Origin of the sequence: Sphaerisporangium sp. B11E5 (assembly GCF_039871875.1) — a bacterium.
Classification (GTDB): Bacteria; Actinomycetota; Actinomycetes; order Streptosporangiales; family Streptosporangiaceae; genus Sphaerisporangium.
In genome coordinates, this window is the sequence record NZ_JBDPMD010000022.1 from 108269 (window position 1) to 121983 (window position 13715).

Genomic DNA, 13715 nt, shown 5'->3' on the forward strand with positions numbered 1-13715 from the left:
GCAGCGATCACGGCTTTTTAAGTTCGCATGCCGATTCGCCGCGTGAATGGATAATTGCCCGCAACGGGTCAGAGGGGAAGGGCGGAAGTGGATGCCACAGGCGGCACGTACTCCGCACCCGGGCACTTCGATACGTCGGCTGTCGGTGGTGGCCCGCCGTCATCTGCTGAACTGGATCATCGCGGCAACCGCTGTCAACGGTGCGTTGATCGCCCTGGTAACGATGGTGATGCAACTGCCCGGCCAAAGCGATCAAGTCGTGACCTTGTCGATTCTGGCCGTGCTCGTGCTTTTGACGGTCTCCATCGTGCTGCCAATGGCCGGACACCGGGTCGAGGAACGTCAGCGACAGGCCGAAGCACTGGAACAAGAGCACCGCCGCCGCACCGCCCTTCTGGCCGTAGGCAACACACACCGCCTGCCCCAACTGGCGGAGGTGACCAACGTACAACTCGGCGCCACCCCCACCCGCTACACCCGTGACGGCAACGCCCCCTACATCCCTCGCATCCCCGACGATGAGCAGATCCGCGCCGCGTTGACCAACTCGGGGCCGCCGTATCCGTTCGTGCTGGTGTGGGGAGCCACCAAAGCCGGAAAATCCCGGATCCTGGCCGAAGCCCTACGCGCCATCCTGCCCGCCGACACCCCGGTGGTGATCCCGGTCAACGGCCAGGCCCTAGCCGAACTGGTCCACAGCGGCCTACCCGGATGCCAACAGACACCGAGCCTGGTCTACCTGGATGATCTAACCGCCGCCGATCTCGAAGCCCTCACCTCCCCCGTACTGGACGCGATCTGCGGCCGGGCCGTGCTGGCCGCCACCATCACCGCCAAACGCCGCAGCCAGATTCTGACCTCCGGTGGCGACATCACCCGCACCGCCCGCACCGCCGTAGAACGCGCCCACAACCACGAACTAACCTTCCGGCCCCCCACCCCGCAGGAACACCAACAGGCAAAACGCCTGTACCCGGCGGAAGTATTTCGCGGCAGCATCGCCGAAACCCTGGTCGGCGGCGCCGAACTGATCGCCAGATACCGGGCCGGGCAAGACGATGACCCCGCCGGATGTGCGCTGGTACAGGCAGCGGTGGACTGGCGGCGCATCGGGATGAACCGGCCCATCACCCAAGCCGAACTTCACCGGCTGTTCCCTGTGTATCTCCCGCTCATCCGCGCCGGAATGCCCGCCACCACCATCGCCTTTCGCAACGGCTTGCACCAGTGGGCAGCCCGCCCGATCGCCTCTCAGGTGGCACTGCTCACTCCGACCGCATCCCCGGCGGGCGACGAGCATAAGGCGGGGCAAAGCGGGTGGGTCGTATTCGACCACGCGATCTCCGCCGACGAAGGCACGCTTACCGATCACCCTCCGCGCCCAATCCCCGATGAGATGTGGCCCGAACTGCTCAGCCTCATCACCCCCTTCGATGCCCTGGCCGTCGCCGTGGCCGCCTACTTGCGCAAGCAGATCAACCACGCGATCACCGCAGCCCGTAAAGCCATGGCATGCCACGAAGTCGACAAAGCATCAGCAGCGGCGTCCTTACTGGGGGGCTTGCTGGCCGATCAGGGGGATGTCGAGGGTGCCCAGGCGGCCTTCCAGCAGGCCATCGATTCCGGCCACGCCGATCATGCGCCGGCAGCGGCGTTCTTCTTAGGGGGCTTGCTGGCCGATCAGGGGGACGTCGAGGGTGCCCAGGCGGCCTTCCAGCAGGCCATCGATTCCGGCCACGCCGATCATGCGCCGGCAGCGGCGTTCTTCTTAGGGGGCTTGCTGGCCGATCAGGGGAACGTCGAGGGTGCCCAGGCGGTCTACCAGCAGGCCATCGATTCCGGCCACGCCGATCATGCGCCGGCAGCGGCGTTCTTCTTAGGGGGCTTGCTGGCCGATCAGGGGAACGTCGAGGGTGCCCAGGCGGCCTTCCAGCAGGCCATCGATTCCGGCCACGCCGACCGTGCACCGGCAGCGGCGATCTATTTAGGGGGCTTGCTCGATCGGCACGGGGACGTCGAGGGGGCTCGGGCGGCCTTCCAGTGGGCTATCGATTCCGGCCACGCCGATCATGCGCCGGCAGCGGCGACCTTCCTGGGGGGCTTGCTGGCCGATCAGGGGAACGTCGAGGGGGCCCGGGCGGCCTACCAGCAGGCCATCGACTCCGGCCACATCGAATATGCATCGGCAGCGGGGTCCTTCCTGGGGCTCCTGCTGGTCGAGCGGGGGGACGTCGAGGGTGCCCTGACCGCCTTCCGGCAGGTGATCGATTCCGGCCACGTCGACGAGGCACCGGCAGCGGCGGTCAACCTTGGGGTCCTGCTGGCCGAGCGGGGGGACGTCGAGAGGGCCCTGACCGCCTTCCGGCAGGTGATCGATTCCGGCCACGTTGACCAGGCACCGAAAGCAGCGCTCGGCCTTGCGGTCCTGCTGGCCGAGCAAGGGGACGTAGAGGGTGCCCGAGCCGCCTATCAACGGGCCATCGACTCTGACGAGGCCGACCACCTGCCGACGGCAGCGCTTGGCCTGGGGGTCCTGCTGGCTGAGCAGGGGAATGCTGAGGGTGCCCGGGCCGCCTATCAACTGGCTATCGACTCCGGCCACATCGACCATGCGCCGGCAGCGACGTTTAATTTGGGGGTTTTGCTCAATCAGAAGGGGGACGTCGAGGGTGCCCTGATCGCCTATCAGCGGGCCATCGACTCCGGCCACATCCAGCATGCGCCAGCAGCGGCGGTCAACCTTGGGAGCCTGCTGGCCGAGCGGGGGGATGTCGAGGGTGCCCAGGCAGCTTTCCGGCAGGCCATCGACTATGGCCATTCCGAAGCAGCTGCATACGTGCAGCAATCCCTGGATGACCCACCTCTTCGCTCGCCTAATGCTTGATCGAAAATCGCCGATACGCGTTTTCACAGGGTCTAGGCCGATTTGCAGCTGAAGCAGGATGTCACAACGGGCCGAGCGAGAGAGCCCGCGAGGAGCGGACTGGACTGTCTGGAACCATGATCATCCGAGCCCCTTTAATCCGCAGGTTCCATCCTCCTCGCTGTTTGAGTGTCCCGGTTGAGGCCACCGAGTCAAGGGCGCCTTCGGCGTCGCTGCGCGATCAACTTCGTTGACCCTTGACACGGCGACCTCGCCCTGGGGGCAGCAGCGACGAGGAGGACGGGGGAGGACCAGGGGACGGCCCAGTGAGCGTGCCCGTTGCGTGCCCGATGGGGTGGTGATCAAGGGGGAGTGACGGGCACTCCCGGGGAGTCTGTTCGGCGCGCTGAGCTGTGTGTCCGCAGCTTAGACAAGATCGGCATGCGTCTTTGCAAGCAGGAAGTCAGGGGTTCGAATCCCCTAGGCTCCACCCCAGGTCAAAGGCCACTTCCCATGATCGGGAAGTGGCCTTTTTCGCTGTGTACAGCACGGAAATACAGCAACGGCTACGAATCCAGCCGGTCACCCAGCTTCTTGAGCGCGTTGCGTGTCTCCTCCGTGGAAACCTCGCTGTAGACGTTCATCGTGACCGATATCTGGCTGTGCCGGAGGATCTGCATCGCCACGCGCGGGTGGACGTCGAGCGCGACGAGCAGGGAGGCGCAGGTCTTGCGGGTGGCGTGCACGTGGACCCTGCGAACCTTGGCCTTGGCGCAGGCGCCAGCGAAGCTGCGCCGGAAGTTCGACGGTTCGACCGGTCGACCGCTCGCAGTGGTGAACACGAGCCCGGTCTCCTGCCATGACTCCCCCGCGGCCTTGCGGGCTTCCTCGTGTGCCCGTTGACGGGCACGGAGCGCCGCCGTCACGATCTCGGGAAACGGCAACGTCGCGTCGGAGGCATCCGTCTTGGTCTGGCGGTGCAGCAGCTTGCCGGCGACCCGCTGGAGCTGCCAGCCGATGGTCATCTCGGTGTTGGTGAGGTCGACGTCCTCCCATCGCAGTCCGAGGACCTCCCCCAGGCGCAGCCCGAGCACCAGGACCAGGACGTAGGCCGGGTACATGGGGTCTTCGCGGGTGCGGGCGGACTCCAGGAAGGCCCGCGCCTCATCGACCGTCCACGGCTTGACCTTGCGCTTGCGCGGCATCGGCATCCTGACGTTGGCCGCGACGTTGCGGCTCAGCACCTCCTCCCGTACGGCGTTGCTCAGCGCGGCACGCAGTGTCATGTACGCGTCGTGCACCGTCCACTCCGAAGGCTTGGACATGCAGCACTTCCCCACCGCGCAGCATTGCTGTCGGCGCTTGGGGTTGCTGTGCGTCTTGGGTCGGGCGGCGTCCTTGCCCTGGGCGCAGCACTGGCACAGGGTCCGGATCTTGTTCACCCAGGTCTGTACGTCCTTCACGGTCAGCTTGTCGAGCCGCTTCGCCCCGAGGGCAGGAGTGATGTAGAGCCGAGCGAACATCTCGTAGTTGGCGGCGGTCTTGGGTGCGAGGTTGGGTTCCACGACGTTCTTTAGCCAGTCGGCCAGGTAGTCAGAGAGCTTGGGGGACCTGGTGACCACCGGCCCCTTGCGTGCCTGCTCGTGGAGCTTGATCCACTTCTCGTATGTCTCCTCGCGGGTCTTGCCGTAACACCACTTGCGGGTCCTCTTGCCGTCCGGCGTGGTGACCCAGACATAGCCCGCGTAGCCGGTCTTGTAAGCGAAGATCGAACCCTCACTGTTCGCGCGCTTGGCCATCAAGCCGCCTCCTCGCAGAGCCGGGCCAGGTAGTCGTCCAGCGCGGATTCCGGGATGCGACGGCAGCGCACGCCGACCACGATCGAGTCGAGTTCGCCGGAGTTCATGAGCTGATAGAGCGTCCACCGGCTGACCTGAAGAGCGGCCATGACCTGAGGGACGGTGAGCAACCTAGGACTCATGGCCACCTCCTGAATCGATGAGACGAGTACTGGTCAGGGCAGCGACGAGGAGCCGTTCACCGGCCGAGAGGCCCCGTCCGGCGTAGTCCCAATGGGACGTGACGAACACGGTGTCTTCCTCGAAGAGAGGGAGGCGTCCGGTGCTGATCTGTTCCTGGCGCATGTGATCGGCGCGTGCCGCGCGGAGGTCCCCGAGGGTGGTGGAGTAGCGCCGCGACTTCGTGGAGAAGTGCCCGCGGAAGCCCAGCATGTGAGCCCATTGCGCGAGCCTGAAGTCGGCCAGTTCGTCGCGGACGCCGAGGCGTAAGCACTCGGCGATCAGCCGCCGGGGATGGTCGCGGATCGGCAGGGCGGCCAGATCATCGAGCAGGTTGATGCGCCGGTCGAGCGTGCCGACGCATTCGGCCGCCTTGGTGGCGTACTTGGCGATGTACGCGGCCACGGCCTGGTCGGAGAGGTCACCGCCCATCGTGATCTGCCGGACGTCGAGCTGATCGCCCCACCGGAAGATCCGTGTACGTTCACCCGGGACGTACGGAACCGTCACGGCGACCGCAGCGGCGGCATGCCGTACCGCGTCCGTCATGAGGCCGGGTGTCGCCCAGGCCGGGGGAGCCGTGGCCGGTCCCTCCGGTCCGTCGAGGCGGATCACGGCGTGAAAGTGGACGACCCCGCGCCGCTGGTACTCGGCCACCTTGGCGAAGGAGATGACAGCCTGTTCCTTGAGATCCCGTTGGGTCAGGCCGGCGTTCTTGGCGATGCGCCTGCGCAGCGCTTGGGTGAAGCGCCGCCACAACTCCGGGGACATGGCGTTGAACAGCACCGAGCCCGCGTAGTCGTAACACTCCGGGCACAGCGGTTCGCCGAGGCGCGGTTCGTCGGCCCCATGCCGGACGGTGCAGGACATGACCCGGCCGTGCCGGCACGTCTCGGCGTCGCGGCGAGCGTGACAGGGCAGGGCCTTGCCGTTCTTCTCTCGCCTGACATGTACCGTGCCGAAGGACGGCGCGGTGAGGGTGACGAACAGGCACGGGTGAGCGCTCACCGAGTCCGGGACGCCCTTGCCGCCGACCAGGCCAGCGCGGACGAGCTGGTAGGTGTCGGCCCGGTACGTCTCGGCGCAGGATGGGCAGCGGGTCGCGCGCCTGGTCTTGCAGGCCACCCGCAGTACGCCGTCCGGCTCCAGGTGCGTGCTGTAGCGGTGGAGGAGCGTGCCGGTCGCGAGATCCCAATGTTCGACCTTGCCACGCAGGTGGATGGGCTGGTGGCAGCCACCGGTCCGGCGGATCTGGGAGGCCCAGCGCTCGTAGTGGGGATCACGGAGCCGGGCGATCATCCCGGCTACCGCGTGTGGATCGGTCAGGTTGGGCAAGATGGGTTCCGTCCTTTGCAGAGCGATCTGTGGGGATGGCCCCCGGCGTGGCGCGGAACTTGGCGGTTGTGTGGCCACGCGGGGGGCGCTTACGGCTATGCGCCGAGGTCGATACCGGTGCCGTCGCAGTCGAGGCAGGTCTGGTTGTCGCCGTTGATGCCGGTCCCGTTGCAGGTGCAGCAGCGGTAATGGATCACCGGAAGCGGTTCGGTCTTGGTGTCGGGGGTGACGCAGCCCTGAGGGTTGACGACGGCGTTGTGCCGGGCGCGGGCGTTGGCGAGGATCGCGAATGCCTCGTAGCGAATCGGCCCGAAGCACAGAGCGGTTCCGTAGTGGTCGTGCGTCAGAGATTCGGGGTCGATCTTCGTGCCGCACAAGGCGGCGATCCGGTCGATCTCAGCGCACATGTCTGCATCGGTCGTGCGCTGGGGGAAGTAAGCGATGCTCGTGGAGTGTCTCGGTACGGGGACTTCGGGGTTAGCCTCCAAGAAGGTGGCCAGCTGTCGCAGTCCGGAGATGAAGGCCGTGTGGTGGTCGGTGTCGGCAGGCATCGGTGATGCTCCCTTCACGAGGTTCCCGGTGCGGTGGGCAGATGGCGGAGTAGGTCGGTGGCGAGTTGGCTGGACACGCCCAGCCGGGCGCGCAGCAGGTCGAGGGTGATGGGGTTGCCGTGCTTGGCGTGGTGTTCGTCGGCTACGCGCCGGGCGTAGTCGAGGAGCGCTGATGAGGGTTCGGTGGCATCGCCCTGGGCGCCATCGGAAGAAGCCAGGAGGCTTGGAACCGCAGTGGCCGGCGCGGAGACCGTCGAGGGCGGGGAAGGTTCGGGACGGGGGCCGGTCGCTCTGCGTTCCAGCATCGAGACGGCGACGAGGAAGGCTGCCGCAGGTGTCGCGGCGGTCAGCCAGCCCCACACCGAGGGTTCGGCCTGGTGGAGGTTGGCGGCCAGTGACAGGACGATTCCGGCGACGAGGACGCAGGTCGGCCAGGAGAGCGGGCCGGTCCGTTTGCGGCCGGTCTTCTTGTCGCGTTGCCGTTCACGGGCCGCCATGACGCAGGTCAGGTCGATGCACACGGCCACCGCCCAGGCCATCGCACCGGTCTGCCCGTGCTCCACCGCTGTCTCCCGTACGTGGGAGAAGGAACCGGCACCGGCGATCAGCGCCAGGACCAGGACAGGACCAGAGTCCAGCAGCCAGGAGGCCAGGCGTCGCATGGCGGGTCAGCTCTTCCCGTGTTCCAGGACGGCGGTTTCAGGATCAAAGAACTCGGCGAGGTCGGCATCGGTGACCTGTGCGTGGTGGGTACCGGCCATGACGTCCGCCCAGGATGGAGTGAGACCGGCGTAGGTGCGGGTCGTGACTTCGGCGGCTTGCTCGGAGACATAGAAGGAGCGCGCCCGGTACCACTGGCCGTCTTGGCCGGCCACGATCGCGACGCCGGGGGTTTCGGAGGCGATGGCGCGTGCGGAGACCAGGGCCGCGGGGTCGAGGTCGCCGAGGGTCATGGTCGCGGTTTCGGGATCGTTGACCCGATGGCAGATCCGCCCCGAGCACTGAGCGCGCAGCGCGGTCACGCCAGGGCCGAGATCGGAGCCGATGCGTTGGCCGCAGCAGAACAGGTAGATCCCGAACGCGCGCCCGAGCTGAGCGACCCGCAGCAGGGCCGTCGAAGTCTTGGCGATCTCGTCTTTCTCGGACTTGTCGGCCATCAAGTACAGTTCGGCCAACTCGTCGACCAGGACCACCACCGGGACCGGCCGCCGGTCACCGGACAACTGCCAGATGTTGCGTGCCCCGGCGGTACGGCAGGCCGCCATCCGGTCCACCATCAGCGCGACCAAGTCGTCAAGGAGTTGAACGCATTCGGCGCGAGAGGTGGCCAGGGCCGACAGGCGAGGTTCGTAGGGCGTGAACTCCACCCCGCCCTTGAGGTCGAAGCCGACGAGTGCCACCGGTTGGGGGGACAGTCCGATGATCAGAGCGTTGGCCAGGTTCGACTTACCTGACTGGGTGGCGCCGGCGTTGAGCCAGTGTGGGACCGTCCGGAAGTCGATGACCCACGGGGAGCCGGTCTCCAACCGGCCGACAGTGACCTTGAGGAGTTCGGTCGAGACCGGGAGTTGTTCGATCCGGACCAACGGGTCTCGGATGGTCGCGGCCAGGGTGATGCGACCCCGCTTCCGCGATGAGACACGTACAGCGTGTACGCGCCAGGAGTGCGCGAGCCGCTCGGCGACCGCGATGTAGTCCTCGGGGATCTGCCCTTCCAGAAGGCGGACGGTGACGCGCCAGCCGTGACGTGTCGGCATGGGGAGCCACATCCACGGTTTGGTGTCGACCGCGACCCGTTGCAAGCGTCGTTTGACGCGGACGAGACCGGTTGAGGAGACCAGGCCGGGGACGGTGGTGAACCAGAAGCGCTGTCGCTTCTTGGTCAGGCCGCAGCCCAGGGCGACCTTGCGCCAGGTGAGGCGGATCTTGATGGCGGTCAGCGGGTAGCCCAGGCACAGCCAGAAAGACCGGCGGTGCCAACGGCGCCAGGCCCAGAGCCCGGCCGCCGCGGCGGCCAGGAATCCGAGCGTCAGGAGGAGACCGTCAGACACCACGGGCCTCCGCGGTGGTGGCGGTAAGCAGTGCCGAGGCGCGGTAGGCGATGCCCCAGCGCCCCGACAGTTCCCACACATAGCCGACCAGGCCGACAGGCTTGACCTCGTTGCCGGGAAGAACCTGGGGTTCCCCCACAACGCCGATCTTGACCAGCTCGATCTTGCCGAAGGCGTCCTCCACCGAGAACAGGACTTCGTAGACGGTCTGGCCGCTGGCCTTGTCGGTCTTGAGTTCGCCGGTCTCCTTGTTCACGATGCGCGGGCACGGGGCCTTCACGCAGATGAACTGGAGCCGGGAGACGTCGACCGGGATGGGGATGTTGCGCATGCTGAATACACCTCTCGTCGGCCTGCTGAGCAGGCGTTAGGGACGAGGGAGATCGCACGACCTCAGAATCGGACGCGATAGCATCGAAGCGCCAACTAGGGTGCTGACCGCATCCGGCCTGGGCGGGTCTCCCGCTCAGGCCACTTTCATGTGTGGCCTGTTTCCGCTCTCTGTGAGCGGTCTTCCTGTAGTTGCCCTGAAACGCAGAAGAGCGTTTGCGTTGGGCTGTCACCTCCTGTCCAGGAGAGCTTCAGCGTCAACACAAACGCTACCTCGCACCGCGAGTATCTGCTAGTACTTTTAGTATTAGTGCACGTACTTTTTCTACGCTCCCACGCGGTCGGCAAGTTCCCGCAGCTCAGAGGATGGCGGGTCTTGCATGGTCAGCAAATCGGACACCAGCTGATAGGTGATTCGGTGGTTCCGTATCTGCTCCGGTGTGATGGTCTCTGCCTCCAGCAGTGCGGCTACCGCCTCTTCGACCTGGCGCCGCTGGGCGTGTGCACGGGCAAGGTCGATCTGGAGCCGAGCGCGCCGTTCAGCGGAGAGCGACGAGGTGTCCACCGACGTCCCGACCCGAAGCGCGTGACCGGCGTCTCCGAGTTCGACCGCCACGGCCACCTCATGAAGCGCGACGTTGGCCGGCCCGAACTCGGTGTTGTAGTCGTTGCGTCCCTCTTCCAGTCGCTCCGCGACCTCGCGAGCCCGCGCCAGATGCTGGTAGGCGGCATCGGCCTCGTTCAACCGGGACGCTGCCACGGCCCGCTGCAAGGTGAGACCACCCCACAACGACATGGCCTCAGGCTTGCCCTGGTCGACCATGAACCACAGCGCCTCAGCAGCCGTCCGCGCTGTCTCCTCCGCCTGGTCGAAATGACGTGCCCCCAGGAAGACGAAGCCGAGCCGGAAAGCGCCGGCCGCCATCATCATGGGGTCACCCGCTCGCTCCGCCGCGACGATCGCTCTGTCAGCAGCGATCCACGCGGCCTCAGGCTCACCAAGCTTGGCAAGCGCCGCCGAGCATGCCTGATAGGTCACCGCGAGCAGCTCGAACATCTCCGCTCGCCGTTCCTCAGAAGACGAGCGGGCAGCGGTCTCAAGCGCAGGAACCAGGCCACGCAGCAAGTCGGCCAGCTCCACATATCGGCTCTCGTGCGTCAGTTCCCAGGCCCGATCGACCCGCGGCTTGATCTCCGATGTGGCCGGAACAGGTGCCGAGTGCAGCATGGCCCGCAGCGAATGAGCCCCCGACAGCACCAGGCGTAGACCGGCCGTCCCTGGTATCTCCTCAGCAGAGGCCGCGACCACCGGCGCCTCCGCCGCCAGCTCCGACAACGGTATGTCCAGCGCCTCCGCGACCTTCTCCAGGACGGACATGCGGTCGACCTTGCGCACGCCACGCTCCACCTGAGAGATCCAGGCCACCGACCGATCGACCAGCCGCGCCAGCTCCGGCTGTGACAAGCCACGCCGCTTCCGCTCCTGGGCGATGCGCCGCCCCAGCGCTCGCTGATACTCGGTACTCACCCTGCCGTTCCCTTACCGGTCTGGAGGGACAGCCAGTCGACCTCGACCGAGGCCAGCAGCTCATCCCGGGCCGCGAGAAATCGCCGGGTGTGCTCCTGCTCCTCGTGCGCGTCGAACGCCGACCGGTCCCGGTACAGCTCGTAGAAGATCCGCTGGAGCGGCTGCCCCTCCACCAGGTGGGACGCGTACACCAGCGTCCCCGGCTCTTCTTCGCGGATCTTCTCGATGGTCTCGCCGACCAACTGATCAAACGCCGCGGCGCTCGCCTCGTCCTTACAGGTGAATCGGACCATCAGACCGAACATGAACGTCCTCCTTCGTCGCAGCCTCTACCAGAGCAGTACTTATTGTGCGTGGCAAGTACCGCAAGTGGCTTGCACTCTAAGTACTGTACTCGTACTTTAAGTACCAGGCATAGATGAGTGCCTCTGACCTGCTAGATCGCGAGGTGAGCCCGCGTGACCCCACCCCCAAACAGCCATGAAGGCACCGGAGAATGGCACCAGACCTTCCCCGGGAAAACTGAGCAGGTACGCGCGGCCCGCCGCTTCGTCCAGGCCCATCTCCCCAACCACCCAGACGCCGACCTCATCGCCAGCGAACTCGCCACCAACGCCGTCGAACACACCCGCACCGGACAACCCGGCGGCATCTTCACCGCCACCGTGAAACACCACCCCGACGGCACCGCCTACATAGAGATCGCCGACCAAGGCGGCCCAATAGCATTCGGCATCCGCACCCCCGCTCGCGAAGGCGGCCGAGGCCTCCACCTCGTAACCGCCCTCACCACCGCCTGGGGAGTCAACGGCGACGCCGCCGGCCGCATCGTCTGGGTCCAACTACCCCCACCTACCCCATGACCAGCGTCCCCCCTGCCTTACACGCCCTCCGTGAACGCTTCCCCCACTGGGCCTTCCTCTACAACCCCTTCGCCTACCGGTGGTACGCCCTCCATGGCCGCACCACCACGCTCACCGCCAACACCCCCCAAGAACTGGCTGAGCGCATCGTCCGCCATCAAGTGCGCCAACGTTTGACCAGACCCCAACCGCGACAGTGAACGGCGCGCAGAAACAACCGGCGAAGCAGCAGATCACGGGCACCCGAAGGCCGCGACACTTCAAGATAAGTCAGCGCCCTGCACTCTCCGGATGAGAACTTTCTCTACGTCTTCAAGGGCGTGCCGCCTGTGGCGGCCCGCCGCGCGTTGGGCGGTCGCGGGCCGCGCTGCGGCTCTTCGGCCGGTCGCGGCCCGCACCGCCCACGCGCTTTGCCGCTCAGGAGGGACGCCCCGAGACGAGTAAAGGCGCACGATTCGGCGCTACTGGGCGGAGGCTAGATCAGCGTCGGGGCTGGTTGAGGTGTGACGATCGCTGACTTCGGTTGGCGCTGGTTGTGGTTGGGGCGATCGGCTGCCGCGGCCCGACTTCGTCGGGCCTTGCCATCGGTTACGTGTGGTGCCGCTGGTCGCTTCGTGCGGGGAGTCTTGCACCCAATGTCTGAGGCGATTTGGTGGCAGTGGTGTGGTGCCGGGATCGGGCAGCGTGTGCGGTCTGTGGGGATTAGATTGTTTGTTGACGGGATGTGATGGTCACATCACTGGGGGGCGTCGCGTGCCGGAGGGGAATGGGTGCGCCGATGAGCGGGGATTTGGTGGCTCTGGTGGAGGAGTTATCGCCGTATGTGACGGCGGCGGTGAGCGCGTACGGGGGCGCGGTCCTGGCCCAGGCCCAGGAAGAAGCAGCCGACGCCACGGTCGGGTGGGGCCGCAAGATCCTGCAACGGATCTTCGGGGTCGCGTCTGAAAAGGATGCCCCGGAGGCGGTTACCGATCTTGCCGCCAGTCCCGATGATGGGGATCTTCAGGCGGCGCTCCGGGTACAGATGAAAAAGCTGCTGGCCACAGATCAGGCCCTGGTTGATGAGGTCCGTGCGCTGGTGGGCCAGGCGGTCAAGGACACCGGTGCACAGGTGCGCGCGTCCGGCCGAGGAGTGGCCGCCGGCCGGGACATCACCGGTCCGGTGACCACCGGAGACCACTCACCGATCACCGGCCGGTGAAGCACCGGTGGCGGAGCGGCTGAATTGCGATCCCCCTGCCCGCAGCACGGCATCGGACCGTGGAGTATCTGCGGCGGGGAACATCAATGGGCCAGTGACTACCGGAAACCATTCACCGATCATGATGGCTGAAGCAGTGGTTTCGGCCACTGCGGTGAAGGTGGACTCCCCGGTCCGCCGGCTTCAGGCGCCGCGTGCGGCGCGGTTCGTCGGCCGTGCTGAGACGTTGGAGAGGTTGGAGGGGTTGCTGGCCGGTGATGCCGATCAGGTGGTGGTCCGCCAGGTGGTACACGGCATGGGCGGGGTGGGTAAATCGGAGCTGGTCCGGCAGTTCGCTCACGCGCACCGGGATCGGTACCCGGTGGCCTGGTGGATCACCGCTGAGCAGCCTGAGGACATCAAGCAGGAGTTTGCCAAGCTGGCGGCGGCGTTGCATCCGCCGGTGGGGCAGCTCGGCGATGTGGATCAGGCGGCGCAGTGGGCGTTGACCTGGTTACAGGCCCACCCGGGGTGGCTGGTGGTGCTGGACAACGTCAACGATCCGGCCGACGTACGTCAGTGGCTGGATTGGCTGACCGGTGGGCATGTGCTGATCACCACACGACGTCAGGTCTACTGGCCCGGAACCGCGTCGATCGCGGTGGATGTGCTGGACGAGAAGTCCGCAGCCGAGTTGATCGTCAGCGTCAGCGGACGCGGCGATCCCGATGACCGGGAGTCGGTGCAGGCGATCGCCGAGGAGTTGGGCCGGTTGCCGCTGGCGTTGGAACAGGCCGCCGCCTACATCCGCCAAGAGGACCTCGACCCCCGCCAGTACCTTGAGCTGCTGCGCCGGACTCCCGCCCGGATGGGTTGCGTCCACGGAGGTGGTGTACGAGTTTCGGCTGGTAGTCAGCGTGGCGTCGTGAAACGAGGACGGCCATCGCGTGATCCTTTTCGATGTTCCACGATCGAAGGAGAACCAAGGCGATGGCC

Annotated in this window: 13 protein-coding genes; 4 read left to right on the forward strand and 9 right to left on the reverse strand. The window is 66.4% G+C overall.

From position 1 onward, the window contains the following. The first annotated feature begins 145 nt into the window (after nucleotides 1-145). Nucleotides 146-2884, forward strand: a complete 2739-nt coding sequence (locus tag ABGB17_RS20875; RefSeq protein ID WP_347631984.1) for a tetratricopeptide repeat protein — start codon at nucleotides 146-148, stop codon at nucleotides 2882-2884. A 545-nt stretch (nucleotides 2885-3429) separates the two neighbouring features. Here ABGB17_RS20875 and ABGB17_RS20880 read toward each other — a convergent pair. The 9 genes from ABGB17_RS20880 to ABGB17_RS20920 all read right to left on the reverse strand — a co-directional run bounded on the left by ABGB17_RS20880 (nucleotide 3430) and on the right by ABGB17_RS20920 (nucleotide 10981). After that, the gene (locus tag ABGB17_RS20880; RefSeq protein ID WP_347631986.1) at nucleotides 3430-4662 is read right to left on the reverse strand and encodes a site-specific integrase; all 1233 of its coding nucleotides are present in this window, start codon (nucleotides 4660-4662) and stop codon (nucleotides 3430-3432) included. Next, nucleotides 4662-4844, reverse strand: a complete 183-nt coding sequence (locus ABGB17_RS20885; RefSeq protein ID WP_347631988.1) for a helix-turn-helix domain-containing protein — start codon at nucleotides 4842-4844, stop codon at nucleotides 4662-4664. Before ABGB17_RS20885 ends, ABGB17_RS20880 begins: the two co-directional genes overlap by 1 nt. Next, nucleotides 4834-6180, reverse strand: coding sequence for a replication initiator (locus ABGB17_RS20890; RefSeq protein WP_347631990.1), 1347 nt, complete (start codon nucleotides 6178-6180; stop codon nucleotides 4834-4836). The genes ABGB17_RS20885 and ABGB17_RS20890 overlap by 11 nt, the downstream gene beginning before the upstream one ends. Before the next feature lie 131 nt (nucleotides 6181-6311). Beyond that, nucleotides 6312-6767, reverse strand: a complete 456-nt coding sequence (locus tag ABGB17_RS20895) for a hypothetical protein (RefSeq protein ID WP_347631992.1) — start codon at nucleotides 6765-6767, stop codon at nucleotides 6312-6314. A gap of 14 nt (nucleotides 6768-6781) precedes the next feature. Next, nucleotides 6782-7429, reverse strand: a complete 648-nt coding sequence (locus tag ABGB17_RS20900; protein ID WP_347631994.1) for a DUF2637 domain-containing protein — start codon at nucleotides 7427-7429, stop codon at nucleotides 6782-6784. A 6-nt stretch (nucleotides 7430-7435) separates the two neighbouring features. Then, on the reverse strand, nucleotides 7436-8818 hold the full coding sequence (locus tag ABGB17_RS20905; protein WP_347631996.1) for an FtsK/SpoIIIE domain-containing protein: 1383 nt from the start codon (nucleotides 8816-8818) through the stop codon (nucleotides 7436-7438). Beyond that, nucleotides 8811-9149: a hypothetical protein gene (locus ABGB17_RS20910; RefSeq protein ID WP_347631998.1), complete on the reverse strand. Its 339-nt coding sequence runs from the start codon at nucleotides 9147-9149 to the stop codon at nucleotides 8811-8813. Before ABGB17_RS20910 ends, ABGB17_RS20905 begins: the two co-directional genes overlap by 8 nt. 324 nt (nucleotides 9150-9473) lie before the next feature. After that, entirely contained in the window at nucleotides 9474-10676 is a 1203-nt protein-coding gene (locus tag ABGB17_RS20915; protein ID WP_347632000.1) for a helix-turn-helix domain-containing protein, read from the reverse strand. Continuing rightward, nucleotides 10673-10981, reverse strand: coding sequence for an antibiotic biosynthesis monooxygenase (locus tag ABGB17_RS20920; RefSeq protein ID WP_347632002.1), 309 nt, complete (start codon nucleotides 10979-10981; stop codon nucleotides 10673-10675). Before ABGB17_RS20920 ends, ABGB17_RS20915 begins: the two co-directional genes overlap by 4 nt. Nucleotides 10982-11134: 153 nt before the next feature. Here ABGB17_RS20920 and ABGB17_RS20925 point away from each other — a divergent pair, with 153 nt between their 5' ends. From ABGB17_RS20925 to ABGB17_RS20935, 3 genes are all read left to right on the forward strand, one after another. Next, nucleotides 11135-11539 carry an ATP-binding protein gene (locus ABGB17_RS20925; protein ID WP_347632004.1) on the forward strand — a complete coding sequence of 135 codons (405 nt, stop codon included), beginning with the start codon at nucleotides 11135-11137 and terminating at the stop codon, nucleotides 11537-11539. A gap of 778 nt (nucleotides 11540-12317) precedes the next feature. Further along, nucleotides 12318-12740 (forward strand): hypothetical protein, encoded by a 423-nt coding sequence (locus ABGB17_RS20930; RefSeq protein WP_347632006.1) that lies wholly within the window; start codon nucleotides 12318-12320, stop codon nucleotides 12738-12740. A gap of 121 nt (nucleotides 12741-12861) precedes the next feature. Continuing rightward, on the forward strand, nucleotides 12862-13715 hold an 854-nt coding region (locus ABGB17_RS20935; protein WP_347632008.1), incomplete at its 3' end, for an NB-ARC domain-containing protein.

What these genes read in the sequence shown, in the direction of transcription:
- ABGB17_RS20910 (WP_347631998.1), bottom strand. Translation starts at nt 9,149, where the DNA reads ATGCGCAACATCCCCATCCCGGTCGACGTCTCCCGGCTCCAGTTCATC.
- ABGB17_RS20880 (WP_347631986.1), bottom strand. Translation starts at nt 4,662, where the DNA reads ATGGCCAAGCGCGCGAACAGTGAGGGTTCGATCTTCGCTTACAAGACC.
- ABGB17_RS20900 (WP_347631994.1), bottom strand. Translation starts at nt 7,429, where the DNA reads ATGCGACGCCTGGCCTCCTGGCTGCTGGACTCTGGTCCTGTCCTGGTC.
- ABGB17_RS20890 (WP_347631990.1), bottom strand. Translation starts at nt 6,180, where the DNA reads ATGATCGCCCGGCTCCGTGATCCCCACTACGAGCGCTGGGCCTCCCAG.
- ABGB17_RS20930 (WP_347632006.1), top strand. Translation starts at nt 12,318, where the DNA reads ATGAGCGGGGATTTGGTGGCTCTGGTGGAGGAGTTATCGCCGTATGTG.
- ABGB17_RS20895 (WP_347631992.1), bottom strand. Translation starts at nt 6,767, where the DNA reads ATGCCTGCCGACACCGACCACCACACGGCCTTCATCTCCGGACTGCGA.
- ABGB17_RS20885 (WP_347631988.1), bottom strand. Translation starts at nt 4,844, where the DNA reads ATGAGTCCTAGGTTGCTCACCGTCCCTCAGGTCATGGCCGCTCTTCAG.
- ABGB17_RS20920 (WP_347632002.1), bottom strand. Translation starts at nt 10,981, where the DNA reads ATGTTCGGTCTGATGGTCCGATTCACCTGTAAGGACGAGGCGAGCGCC.